This is a genomic window from Aquidulcibacter sp., from assembly GCF_020253525.1.
Classification (GTDB): domain Bacteria; phylum Pseudomonadota; class Alphaproteobacteria; order Caulobacterales; family Aquidulcibacteraceae; genus Aquidulcibacter.
The window spans coordinates 16645-29508 of the sequence record NZ_JADCBK010000070.1 but is presented as its reverse complement, the minus strand read 5'-3'; the positions used below and the strand labels follow the sequence as shown (position 1 = coordinate 29508).

Genomic DNA, 12864 nt, shown 5'->3' with positions numbered 1-12864 from the left:
TGTGATGATGGAAACTAGGGCTGGAAAATCCGTGCGAAATAACCCACCGTCATGGCTTCGGATGAAAAGCCTCTTGGGTGGCCGAAAACGGAAAGGACTTCTGCGTGAGCATTTTGCCGAGACAACCAGGATGGTGGTTTGAAGATATCATTGTCGGGCGGACCTATGATTTCGGTGCAGCTTTAGTAACCGCAGAGGATATAGCCCTGTTTCACGAGCGCTTTGCCCCCAATCTGCCATTAAAGGCCAGCGAGAAGGGGCGCGAAGGGGCAGGGCCGCGCGCGGCGGAAAGCCATGTCTATGCCCTGTGGCGGCGCATGCTGTGGGAAGAAACCCGCGAATGGCCCGTGCTGCAGCGCTTGGGCCAAGATGCGCTGCGCTATTATAAAGCCGTTTATGCCGGGGAAGAATTGTCGGTGCGCCTGACCTTTTTGGCGACCGAAGACCGCAATGACCGCGAAGGCGTGCTGACCGCCAGCCACGAAGTGCAAGATCAAGATGGCCTCTTGGTGATGAGCGTCATGACCCGCACCCTGATGGCCAAGCGACCACCGAAGGCGGGATGATCACTCCGTCCCGGTCACTTTGTCCCAAAAGCCCTTGGCTTTATCGAAAAAGCCTGTGTGCTCTGGATGGCTTTTTTCGCCGCACTGGCCGGCAAATTCGCGCAACAATTCTTTTTGTCGGGCGGTTAAGTTGCGCGGGGTTTCGACGAAGAGTTCGACATGCATATCGCCGCGCAGGGCTGATTTCAGCGTTGTCATGCCATGATGGCGCAGGCGGATGCGCCGCCCGGTTTGGCTGCCTTCTGGAATATCCAGTTCGGCCTTGCCGCCATCAATCGTGGGGACTTCGATCTTGCCGCCCAAAGCCGCAGTCGTCATGGTGACGGGGATGCGGCAATAAAGGCTTGGGCCGTCGCGCTCAAACAGCTCATGCTTCTTGACCGACAAAAACACATAAAGGTCGCCGCGTGGGCCGCCGCGGGCCCCCAATTCGCCTTCACCGGTAAGGCGGACGCGCGTACCATCTTCAACGCCAGCCGGGATCGCGACCGACAAGGTGCGCTCCACTTGCTTGGTGCCGTGGCCGTGACAGGATTTGCAGGGCTTTTTGATGATGGTGCCACGGCCATGGCAGGTCGGGCAGGTCCGCTGCATCATGAAGAAGCCCTGTTGGGCGCGCACTTGGCCTGTGCCGCTGCAGGTTGGGCACACTTCGGGGCGGGTGCCAGGTTCAGCGCCAGAGCCATCACAAACATCACAGACCTGATTGGTCGGGATGGTTAGTTCGGCATCCTTGCCGCGGAAAGCTTCTTCGAGCGTGATTTCAAAGTCATAGCGCAAGTCAGCCCCGCGCGCGGGGCCTGCGCGTTGTTGGGTGCGCCGACCGCCAAAGACTTCGCCAAAAATGTCGCCAAAGACGGATTCAAAAATGTCGCCAGCATCGCCTTGGAAGCCACCGCCGCCGCCACCGCCCATGCCGCCATTGAGGCCCGCCTTGCCATACCGATCATAGACCGCGCGCTTTTGCGGGTCCGACAGGGCGGCATAAGCCTCGTTAATGTCTTTGAATTTTGCCTCAGCCTCGGCATTGCCGGGGTTTTTGTCGGGGTGCCATTGCATGGCCTTCTTGCGGTAGGCGCTTTTCAGCGTTGCCTCGTCCGCATCACGGGCTACGCCCAGAAGATCATAATAATCGTCGCTCATAGGATCCCCGAATAAGAGCAAGTTTAATGGCTAGAAACGCTCTGTGTTGCTGGGCGTGTTGATCACGGGCTTTTAGCAAACACATGGGGCTTGGCTTGAGGGAGGGAGAGGCGGTGCGTCCGTCAACCAAGGCCCGAAGCTTACCCCCTTGCGCACGAACCTTGTGGCCCATGCGCAAGGGGGTTGTTTCGATTACTTCTTGTCGTCGGTGACGTCTTCGAAGTCTGCGTCGACAACGCCGTCATCGCCCGCATCTTTTTTCGCATCGGCTTCGGCCGCATTGGCCTGTTGCTCGGCATACATGGCCTCACCAATCTTCATGGCAGCCTGCATCAAAGCTTGGGTCTTGGCTTGGATGTCTTCGACATCTTCACCCAAAGCCGCTTCTTTTGCTGCGGCAACTGCGGCTTCAATGGCTTCGCGATCGGCGACTTCCAGCTTGGTGCCGAATTCGCTCAATTGCTTTTCAACCATATGGATCGAGCTTTCCGCGCCATTCTTGGCTTCCACCAAGTCGCGCTTCTTCTTGTCGGCTTCGGCATTGGCTTCGGCGTCCTTGATCATCTTTTCGATGTCAGCATCGGACAGGCCGCCATTGGCCTGAATGCGGATCGACTGCTCTTTATTGGTCGCCTTGTCCTTGGCCGAGACCGACACAATGCCGTTGGCGTCAATGTCGAAGGTCACTTCAATCTGTGGCACGCCGCTGGGGGCGGGTGGGATGCCAACGAGGTCGAACTGGCCGAGCGACTTATTGTCTGCGGCCATATCGCGTTCGCCTTGGAACACGCGGATGGTCACGGCAGACTGATTGTCATCTGCGGTCGAGAAGACTTGGCTCTTCTTGGTTGGGATGGTGGTGTTGCGCTCAATCAAGCGGGTGAAAATGCCACCCTTGGTTTCGATGCCCAAAGACAAGGGCGTCACGTCCAGCAACAATACGTCTTTGACGTCGCCCTGCAACACGCCAGCTTGGATCGCCGCACCCAAAGCCACCACTTCATCGGGGTTCACACCCTTGTGTGGCTCTTTGCCGAAGAATTGCTTCACGGCTTCTTGCACCTTTGGCATGCGGGTCATGCCGCCGACGAGTACGACTTCGTCAATATCGGCCGCGGTCAGGCCAGCATCTTTCAGCGCCGCTTTGCACGGATCAATCGTGCGCGACACCAGATCATCGACCAAAGCTTCCAGCTTCGAGCGGGTCAGCTTCAGGTTCAAGTGAAGTGGGCCGGTTGCGTCCATGGTGATGAACGGCAGGTTCACTTCATATTGCGCGGTGGTCGACAGCTCTTTCTTTGCCTTTTCGGCTTCTTCCTTCAGACGTTGCAGCGCCAATTTGTCATTGCGCAGGTCGACGCCTTTTTCCTTTTTGAACTCGTCAGCCAAATAGTCGACGATGCGCATGTCGAAATCTTCCCCGCCGAGGAAGGTGTCGCCATTGGTAGAGCGCACTTCAAACACGCCGTCGCCAATTTCCAGAACCGACACGTCGAACGTACCGCCGCCCAAATCATAGACAGCGATGGTGCGGTTGCCGCCCTTATCCATGCCGTAAGCCAAAGCCGCAGCCGTTGGCTCGTTGATGATGCGCAGCACTTCAAGACCGGCAATCTTACCGGCATCCTTGGTGGCTTGGCGCTGGGCGTCGTTGAAATAAGCAGGCACGGTGATGACGGCTTGGGTCACGGTTTCGCCCAAATAGGCTTCTGCCGTTTCCTTCATCTTGGTCAGGATCATGGCCGAGATTTCCGAAGGGCTATAATCCTTGTCGCGGCCCGTCACATAGGCGTCGCCGCTGGGGCCCTTGGTGATTTTATAGGGAACCAGATTGATGTCCTTCTTGACCATCGGATCGTCAAACGTGCGGCCGACAAGGCGCTTGATGGCGAAGAAGGTTTGTTCTGGGTTGGTGACAGCTTGACGGCGAGCCGGTTGGCCAATCAGGCGCTCTCCATCTGCAGCAAAGGCGACGACCGACGGCGTGGTGCGCGCACCTTCAGAGTTCTCAATCACTTTGGCTGATTTGCCGTCCATGATGGCTACGCAGGAATTGGTCGTCCCGAGGTCGATACCGATGACTTTGCTCATGTTCTTCAAGTCCCTTAAAAGCGGACACCGATCTTTTTGTCCCCCATGCGGAAGCCCAAAAGAACGGCTATAGTGTTTTGCCAGTAAAATGCCCGTGAGGGGCGCTGAGGCTCATATGGTGTCGCAGTCTTGGACCGCAAGGTATGTCTGTGATTTGTGCTGCGGTGGCCACAAACTGGGAAGCAGTGATTTGTACGAAATCATCCTCGCGCTTGATTTGAGGGACGAAACCAATCTGCGTTTCGCCCCATGGACCGCGCATAATTAATCAGCATTTCATCCGTGCTTACCAAAACCGTCTTTGGGTCCAAATGATAAAGCCACGCCACATCTGTGAGGCCAAAAACCGAAAACTCTGGCGACTTGGCGCAATCAGACGCACGGACCCCAATTTCGTGTGTATCCGCAATGAGAGCGGCAAAACTTCGCAAGATGGTGAGATCGATTTTGCGCTTGAGCGAGACGTTTAAAAGATTGGATACTTCGGACAAAGAATAAGGCGTGGAAACCAATTCGTCGGCTTGACTGATGATACCAAGCAAAGATCGAAAGTCTTGGGCAGTGAAATTTGAAATCCGCTTATGCTGACCAATATGCCGCTTGTCTGCCAGCGCGAGGCACAAGAACACCATCAAATTGGTGTCCAGTGCCAATGAAATCATGACACCGATTCCGCATCTTTCACGAAGATGAGTTCCCCTGTCTCAAGGTCAATCCGCAACAGCTTTTGATAATTGACCAAGTGCGGGGCCATATTGAGTGCTAAGCTGCCGGAAGCTAATGGCGCGACACGCTTGAAGGAAAGGGTTACATCCCAGATCGAGGCAGAAACGGGTGCGACAGCCTCAAGCCGAGGTGGCGAGCCAGCGTCTTCGCCAAACACAAGAATCGCTAATTCTTTTGCCTTCGCAACAGCGTCGATAGCGTTCATGGGTAAAGCTTTCCAATGCGGTCCCGTCTTACGCACTCCGCCTCTAAAGTAGACGTAACTGGTAGAATCTTCAAGGTTGATCTGATCGCATGAATGGCCTGTCTTTCCATCCCGCCTATCTCGATCGGCCCGCGCAAGAGGCGCTGCTGGCGAGTTTAGCGCCCTTGATTGCGCGTGCGCCCTTCTTCCGCCCGACCATGCCCAAGACCGGCAAGCCCTTTAGTGTGGAGATGACGAATTTGGGGCCACTTGGTTGGGTGTCAGACCGCGAGGGCGGCTATCGCTATCAGGCGACCCACCCCGTCACCGGTCAAGCTTGGCCGGCCATACCCCAAGCCCTGCTCGACCTTTGGCAGGCCGTCGCCCATTACCCGGTTGCGCCACAGGCTTGCCTCGTCAATCTCTATCGCGACGGGGCCAAAATGGGCTTGCATGTAGACGCCGATGAGCGCGACCGCGCCGCCCCGGTCGTGTCTATTTCTTTAGGCGATAGCGCAATCTTCCGTCTCGGCGGGGCAACACGCGGCGGGCCGACATCGTCCCTAAAGCTCAATTCCGGCGACGTGGTTGTTTTGGGTGGAGCGTCGCGGCACTTCTACCACGGCATCGACCGGGTGTTGTCAGGCTCCTCCACCTTGGTGCCGGGCGGTGGACGGATTAATTTGACAATGCGGGTGGTGGGTTAGAACCCCTCAATCCCCACCCCGCTCCGCCGCCAAATAATCGCGGGAGCGCATTTCGTAGAGGCGGGAGGCGGTGCGTTCAAATTCAAAGGCTTGGTCGCCCGTGCCATAGAGGCGATCGGGTTCGGCTTCGGCGCTCATGATCAGTTTGGTCTTATTCTCATAGAGCGCATCGATCAGGGTACGGAAGCGGGCGGCTTCGTTGCGCTTTTCAGGGCCCATGACGGGCACACCATCGAGCATCAGGGTCTCAAACCGTTTGGCGAGCGCCAGATAATCGCTGGCCCCAAGGGCTGCGACGCATAAATCCTCAAAACTCATGCGGGCGCAGCCGGCAGCAGCGCGGGCAATTTTGAGCTCTCGGCCCGAGACAGTCAGCGAGGTGGGCCGGGGTTGCGCGCCTTGGGTCAGGGCCGCCCACGCTTGATCCATCGCGGCAAAGGCGCGGCCATCGAGTGGGCTATGGTAGACGGGCTGGCTCTCAAGCCGCGCGAGGCGATAGTCGCGCTGGCCATCGAGGGCGTGTAACGCCAGCTTTTCTTCCAGCATGGCGATGAAGGGCAGAAAGAGTTGGCGGTTGATACCATTCTTATAGAGGTCGCGCGGGTGGCGGTTCGACGTGGCGACGACGACGACTTGGCGCATCCATAATTGCTCAAACAAGCGACCAAGGATCATGGCATCGGCAATATCGGTCACTTGGAACTCGTCAAAGCACAAGAGCCAAGCCTCATTGGCGATGGCTTTGGCGACGGGTGGGATGGGATCGTCGCCGGCCCCTTTGACGAAATGGGCCTGCTGTTTGCGCTCTTGGGCGCTCATCGCCCGCCAGGCATTTACGGCTGCATGCACCTCGGCCATGAATTCATGAAAATGGACGCGCCGTTTCTTCTCAACCGGGGCGACCTCAAAGAAGAGGTCCATCAGCATGCTTTTGCCGCGCCCCACCCCGCCATAGAGATAAATCCCCTCTGGCGCGGGCTCTGGCCTGCCAAACAGGAAGCGCGCTTTACCGGGCCGCCAGTCTGTCAGGCGGTTTTGCAACACGGCCAAGAGTTCGACCGCCGCCGCTTGGGCGGGGTCAAAAGCAATCAGGCCCTGTTCGGCCTTTTGGCGATAGAGGGTTGTGATCATGGGGCTAACACAACTCGCTTACCTCCCCTCGCCCCCTTAGGGGAGAGGGGCTTTGTTTGCGCGCCCACCCTCATTTCATCGTCGGGATGACAAACTCTGCCGCGCCCGCGCCTTCGGGCCAGCGGGCCGTGACGGTTTTGACCTTGGTGAAGAATCGAACACCCTCGGTACCATGTTGGTTCGCGTCGCCAAAGGCAGAGCGTTTCCAGCCGCCAAAGCTGTGATAGGCCAAGGGCACGGGGATGGGCACATTTATGCCCACCATGCCCACTTCAACGCGGCTGGCAAACTCGCGCGCGGCGCGGCCATTGCGGGTATAGATGGCGGTGCCATTGCCATATTGGTGGGCGTTGGGCAGAGCAATCGCGCTTTCAAAATCTTCGGCGCGCGCGATTTGCAGGACTGGCCCGAAGATTTCGGTCTTATAGCTGTCCATATGCGGCTTGACCTGATCGATGAGCGAGCCGCCGAGATAGAAGCCGCTCTCATAGCCTTGGAACGAGACTTTGCGCCCATCGACAACCAGTTTCGCGCCTTCTTCCACCGATTTATCGATCCAGCGGATGACGTTTTGGCGGTGTTCGTGGCTGATCAACGGGCCGTAATCGACATCGGGATCAAGGCTGGGGCCGACCTTTAACGCTTCAACGCGGGGCTTGAGGCGTTCAATCAAAGCATCTGCCACTTTGTCGGTCACGGGCACTGCAACAGAGATCGCCATGCAACGCTCGCCCGCACTGCCATAGCCTGCGCCGATGAGGTCATTGGTCACTTGGTCGAGGTCAGCATCGGGCAAGATGATGGCGTGGTTTTTCGCCCCGCCCATGGCTTGCACGCGCTTTCCATAGGTCGCGCCCTTGGCATAAATATATTCGGCCACAGCAGACGAGCCAACAAAGCTGACGGCCTTCACATCGGGATGCTCAAGGATTGCATCCACGACCGCTTTGTCGCCATTGACGACTTGGTAGATCCCGTCGGGAAGACCCGCTTCTTGCAACAGCGCGCCTAATCGCATCGGCACCGAGGGGTCCTTTTCGCTGGGCTTACAGATAAAGGCATTGCCGCAAGCAATGGCCACACCAAACATCCACATCGGGATCATGGCGGGGAAGTTAAACGGGGTGATGCCCGCGACCACGCCCAAGGGCTGGCGCATGGAATACATATCAATACCGGGGCCTGCGCCTTCGGTATATTCACCTTTCAACAAGTGCGGGATACCACAGGCAAATTCGATCACTTCAAGGCCGCGCTGAATGTCGCCCTTGGCGTCGGCGACCGTCTTGCCATGCTCAGACGACAAAAGGCGGGCCAAATCTTCCATGTCGCGTTCGAGAAGCGCCTTGAAGGCAAACATCACCCGGGCGCGCTTTTGGGGGTTGGTCGCGGCCCACGCAGGCTGGGCCTTTTTCGCCCCGGCCACGGCTTCAGCCAAAAACTCAGCTGACGCCAATTCCACCAGCGCTTGGACCTTGCCCGTGGACGGATCATAGACATTGTGAAAGCGGCCTGTCGTGGCTGCTTTGGTTTGCCCGTCGATGAAATGATGGATTTCGCGCATGGTCCTGCCCCTTATCTTGCGATAGCCTTAGCCTGTGATGCGGCAGAGATAAACTGTATGGGTTCAGCCAGTATCAGGCAGCGTTCTTGTCGCCATGAAGAAAATTAACAAAACGATAATCACGAAGCCTTGATCCGGCGCGCTTCGGCATTGACGCCCACCCGCCAAGCCTTAGTTTCCCGCAACTTAGAAGCGACCGCGCCGATCTTGTACGCTGGGGTAATAGCGATTTGAGGGGATGAGAAAATGAAGATTTCAAGAAAAACTTTAACCAATACAGTGGCCAGCTTGGCTTTAGGCTTTGGTGCTTTTGCAGGCGCGCCAGCGGTGGCGCTGGTCACCCCCGATACCGTTTCGCCCGCAGCGGTGGTCGATACGAATAATACGCGGCCCTATTGGGTCGGCTTGGGCATTCGTAATGAAGCTGGCAATGGTGGCGGGACCTGTACGGGTCTTCTTATCAATCCTCGCACCGTTTTGTTTGCCGCCCATTGCGTCGATACTTTGCCTCCAGGCGCGTATGACGGCAATTCGCGCGGCAATCGCGCCCAAGTCGGTTACACAACCGACCCCACTTTTGGCAATGTGAACCTGCGCAATTGGCTCTTCGGGCAAGACTTTATCGTGCCGCGCGGCGATGGGCGGACCATGGTGAACTCAACCATGGTTTGGTGGGATCCACGCGCGCGCAATGGCCCCAATGCGCGCGCCAATGAAGGCACCTTCCTGCCTGCCGATATTGCGATTGCTGGCTTTGATACGCCGACCGAAATCTTGGGCCGGGATGCGGCCAATGGGATTGGTCTGTTGTTTTCCCAAGTTAGCGGTGCTGTCCCCGTAACCATTGGCGGCTATGGCCAAGCGGGCAATGGCTTGACGGGTGCGCGTCTGTCGGGAACGGACGATACCTTCTTCCGCCGTTTGGGCAGCAATGTGCTGCAGTTTTTGGGCAGTTCCCGCGATCTGAACCTTGGCGTTTATGGTAGCGCGATCGGCAATGGCTTAAGCCCTTCAACCCTTGTCTATCAAGACATGTATTGGTTCGATTTCGACGATCCATCGCGCGCCACGCGCCCCTTCTCGGCCAGCATCACGCGCAGCGCCACCGGCAATACGTTTGATTTCGATGTGTTTCCCGGGGCAGCGGTTGCGGGCGAAGCCAGCACGGCGGCTGGCGACTCGGGCAGTCCTTTGGTGACTTCCGCATTTGGACGGGAAGTTTCTTTGGGCGTGTTGAGCCAAGGGTCGCGCTTCTTCTTTGATGCGGTTGGCAATCCGAACGATAACTTCGGCTTCTTCTCCGTCCCTTTCGCCAATTTCGGCACGATTGCCGGATATAATCCGCTCTATCTGTTCTGGGATCAAATCCTAATCAATAACCCCTATAAATATGTGACGGTCGCCGCAGGCGATGGGGAGTGGACGGACGCTACGCGCTGGCGGCAAGAGTTAGACCCACTTTATTTCACCTTGTCTGGGTCCACTTTGGTCAATGCCTTGCCGACGACGGCAGCGGCCGGGGTAACCGATGCGTCCACCAATTTTGGAACCATCACGCCAAACCCTGCCAACATAAAGCTCTGCACCTTGTCGGGCACTTGTCCGGCAACGGGCGGCACCGCCAATCCGCTCCATACCGATAATGCTGGGATCGTGAATTTGGTGTCTGATGCCGTAGAAGCCGAGACGGGCACAGGCGAAGTTGCCCCAAGCCGCTTTACAGGTGCCAGCGCTGAAGCCCAAGCGAGCACCATGGATTTGCCCAGTGCAAAAGTCGATTTGATCGCCTCAGAAGCCTCCTCGACCTTGCCATGGACCTCCGGCCGCCTGTCCCTCAATTCAGGCGCCCTGACGGGGGTTGGTACCAGTGGCTTTACGCCGAATAATACCGATGGCGTGGCAGGGGTGCAAAACTCCACCCGCTATTTTGAAGTCAATTTGCGCGCGGCAGGTACCACCTCGATGACGGGTGTTACCGCCACAATCGACCGCCTCAATGTGCGGGGGGCGCAATCGGGCTTGAATATTCGCGCTGGCAGCCGCTTGAACACAACGATCTCGTCCTTTGTGGACGCGGGCGTTTTGAATGTCGACGGCATTTTCGCGCCGCGCCAACTCAATGTTTTGGGCGGCACGGTATCGGGCTCTGGCTCGATCCTGACCCAATCGGGCGTCTTGGTTGCTGGCGGCGTGTTGACGCCGGGGGCAGCTGGTGGCGTCGGGACCTTGTCGATCAGCGGCGGGGCTGGCTTTGGCAGCACGGGCACATTTGGCGTTGATATCGCCAGTGCGACATCGGCTGACCGCTTGAATGTGACCGGCAATTTGGTGCTGGGCGGTGGCTTTGCCGCCAACTTCCTGAATAGCTATGTCCCCGACTTTGGCACCAGCTGGAATATCGCTTCGGCAACAGGCACGACGAGCGGCGCCTTCACCCTGATTGCGTCGAACTTGCCCGGCGTCTTGCGCGCGACACCGCGTGTATCGGGCCGGGATGTCATCCTCGACATTACGGCAGTGCCTTACACCTCGTTTGCCGCCTGCGCGAGTGTGCAATGTTCGGGGCTGGCAAGCCTGCTCGATAGCAACCGCGCCAGCAATTATAACAGCTTGGCCTCTATCTATCGCTTCTCGGACCGTCTCAATCCCATCGAGGCCGCAAACTTCCTGCAAGCCTTGACCCCGTGGGATAACCAGCTTGCGGCCCAATCCATGTTGCGGACGTCTGAATCCATGAGCGCCATGATCCTGGGACGTGTGGCCCAAGTCCGCCAAACCGGCGCGCAAGGGGCCAATTGGGGCGGCATTCAAATGGCCGCTCTCAGCGGCGGGACTGGCGTGATGACCGATGCAGGCGATGTTTTGCCGGCATCCAGCGGTTCTACGACGATGAAACCCGGCTGGAGCGCCTTTGGTGAAGTGCGTGGCCTGCGTGCCAATGCAGAGGCTCAAAAGGGCTTTTTGGGCGCGCGAACTGAAACCGTGACGGGGGTGGTCGGTCTCGACTATAGCCAGAAAAACTATGTCTTAGGGGCGGCCCTCCACCTCGCCAATGGCACCAGCAAATTGTCGAACCGCAGCGCCAAGACAAAGTCTGACGCCGCGGCCCTGTCCGTCTATGGCAGTGTGTCTGGCCCCGTACTGGCCTTTGACGCCTATGCCTCACGTGGGGCAGGTAATCTCGACATGACGCGTTTTGCGGGTCCCTTGGCGGCTTCGGGCTCAACCGATAGCACACTGACCAGCATGGGTGCCGCACTCAGCGCCACCAATAAAACCGCGTGGGGCTCTTATATACCCAGCGTCTCCATCGCCTATGACAAGGCCGAGATTGATGCCTATCGGGAATCTGGACCGATTGGTCTAACCGTGGGCGCGCGTACGGTTGAAGCGCTGGTGGCCCGCTTGGGTGTGACGGCCTATGGCGACTTTGGCACGGGCGGCAACATCAAGCCTTGGGCACGGGTTGCCCTCGCCCATGACTTCCAAGCTTCCGACACAGGTGCCAGCGGCTTAGGCTTTGCTGCGGCCTCCAGCGTGACCTTGGCCAATGTGGCGGGCCTTGCTCAAGATGAATCCTGGGGCGAAGTCGGCCTTGGGGTTGAAGCCAAGCTCAAGTCGGCCACCTTGGGCCTCAGCTATGAGACGACGATTGACCGCACCGATGTGCGGGTGGAACAAGTGCGCGCCCGGGTCCGGGTCGCGTTCTAAGCCACGCTATGTACATAGATCGCCAAGCCTAAAGCCGCGCGCTTTGGGCTTGGCATCTGGGCTTGCCAAATCCATCTGGTCCATGGCAGCTTCTACCCCAGTGGCCGCTTGCGTCGTTGGATTGTTTGATGCCTGAACAGCAACCCCATCGCGACAAACATATCATCGATATCCTGATCGAAGAGCGTGCGCCCAGCCTCGCAAAATCGGTGTTTTGGCCGATTATTCGGGCGTCTCTCAACAAATTGCTCGATTATGATCAGGCGGTCACCATGGCCGACACCATCGCATCCTTGCCGGGCCTACCTGCATTAGAGGAAGTGGCGCATCTTCTGTCGGTCCGCACACAAACACGAGGGTTTGAGCATATTCCCAAGAGCGGTCGGTGTGTGATTGTGGCCAATCATCCAACCGGGATTGCCGACGGTATCGCAGCTTGGGACGCGATCAAGCCCATCCGGCCCGACTTAATCTTCTATGCCAATGCCGACGCCCACCGGGTTTCTGCGGGCTTTATCGACGTCTTGGTACCGGTTGAGTGGGAGGAGCATAAGCGGACCCGGGAGAAAACGCGCGAGACCTTGCGCCTGACCCAAGAGGCGTTTCAGGCAGAGCGGGCGATCTTTATCTTCCCGGCAGGTCGACTTGCCCGCCATGTGAATGGGGTGTTGCGAGATCCCGAGTGGATGAGTTCGGCTGTCTCCATCGCCCGAAAGAATCGCGCCCCAATTGTGCCGATCCATATGACAGGCCCTTGGAGCTTTTGGTTTCACTTTTTTGATCGCTTCTCCAAGGAATTGCGCGACATCACCTTGTTCAAAGAGCTGTTGAACAAGAAGGGCCAGCTCTTCACCTTATCGGCTGGTCCCGCGATCCCACCCGACCATCTTTTGGGCGATGCAGCCGAGGTAACCGAACGTCTGAAGCAGCATGTCGAAACCGTGATGCCCGACCGCCCCGATGCGCCCTTTGTGCCGCTGGCACCTGCACCTGCAGCTTAAAATCTGCCGCCTGAATGGCTTGGCTTTCATTGTGACGCGT

Annotated in this window: 10 protein-coding genes; 4 read left to right on the top strand and 6 right to left on the bottom strand. The window is 57.8% G+C overall.

The annotated features are described in order from the left end of the window. Positions 1–104: 104 nt before the first annotated feature. Entirely contained in the window at positions 105–566 is a 462-nt protein-coding gene (locus IOB61_RS09495) for a hypothetical protein (protein WP_290815599.1), read from the top strand. On the opposite strand, the gene dnaJ is transcribed toward IOB61_RS09495, so the two are convergent. The 4 genes from dnaJ to IOB61_RS09475 form a co-directional block, all read right to left on the bottom strand. Then, on the bottom strand, positions 567–1709 hold the full coding sequence (gene dnaJ, locus IOB61_RS09490; RefSeq protein ID WP_290815595.1) for a molecular chaperone DnaJ: 1143 nt from the start codon (positions 1707–1709) through the stop codon (positions 567–569). It abuts the gene before it with no gap. Between the two features lie 192 nt (positions 1710–1901). Beyond that, positions 1902–3800, bottom strand: a complete 1899-nt coding sequence (gene dnaK / locus IOB61_RS09485; protein ID WP_290815592.1) for a molecular chaperone DnaK — start codon at positions 3798–3800, stop codon at positions 1902–1904. Positions 3801–4000: 200 nt separating this feature from the next. Further along, positions 4001–4462: a hypothetical protein gene (locus IOB61_RS09480; protein WP_290815589.1), complete on the bottom strand. Its 462-nt coding sequence runs from the start codon at positions 4460–4462 to the stop codon at positions 4001–4003. Next, complete coding sequence (locus IOB61_RS09475; RefSeq protein ID WP_290815586.1) at positions 4459–4731, bottom strand: hypothetical protein; 273 nt, start codon at positions 4729–4731, stop codon at positions 4459–4461. Before IOB61_RS09475 ends, IOB61_RS09480 begins: the two co-directional genes overlap by 4 nt. An 89-nt stretch (positions 4732–4820) precedes the next feature. Here IOB61_RS09475 and IOB61_RS09470 point away from each other — a divergent pair, with 89 nt between their 5' ends. After that, positions 4821–5417, top strand: a complete 597-nt coding sequence (locus IOB61_RS09470) for an alpha-ketoglutarate-dependent dioxygenase AlkB (protein ID WP_290815583.1) — start codon at positions 4821–4823, stop codon at positions 5415–5417. 6 nt (positions 5418–5423) lie between these two features. Here the strand turns inward: IOB61_RS09470 and zapE are convergent, their stop codons facing one another. Both zapE and IOB61_RS09460 read right to left on the bottom strand, forming a co-directional pair. After that, the gene (gene zapE / locus IOB61_RS09465; protein ID WP_290815580.1) at positions 5424–6548 is read right to left on the bottom strand and encodes a cell division protein ZapE; all 1125 of its coding nucleotides are present in this window, start codon (positions 6546–6548) and stop codon (positions 5424–5426) included. A gap of 70 nt (positions 6549–6618) precedes the next feature. Then, positions 6619–8112, bottom strand: a complete 1494-nt coding sequence (locus IOB61_RS09460; RefSeq protein ID WP_290815577.1) for a CoA-acylating methylmalonate-semialdehyde dehydrogenase — start codon at positions 8110–8112, stop codon at positions 6619–6621. A 246-nt stretch (positions 8113–8358) separates the two neighbouring features. Here IOB61_RS09460 and IOB61_RS09455 point away from each other — a divergent pair, with 246 nt between their 5' ends. Together IOB61_RS09455 and IOB61_RS09450 are read left to right on the top strand one after the other, a co-directional pair. Continuing rightward, positions 8359–11823 (top strand): autotransporter domain-containing protein, encoded by a 3465-nt coding sequence (locus IOB61_RS09455; RefSeq protein ID WP_290815574.1) that lies wholly within the window; start codon positions 8359–8361, stop codon positions 11821–11823. 128 nt (positions 11824–11951) lie between these two features. Then, positions 11952–12824: a 1-acyl-sn-glycerol-3-phosphate acyltransferase gene (locus IOB61_RS09450; protein WP_290815571.1), complete on the top strand. Its 873-nt coding sequence runs from the start codon at positions 11952–11954 to the stop codon at positions 12822–12824. The last annotated feature ends 40 nt before the right edge of the window (positions 12825–12864 follow it).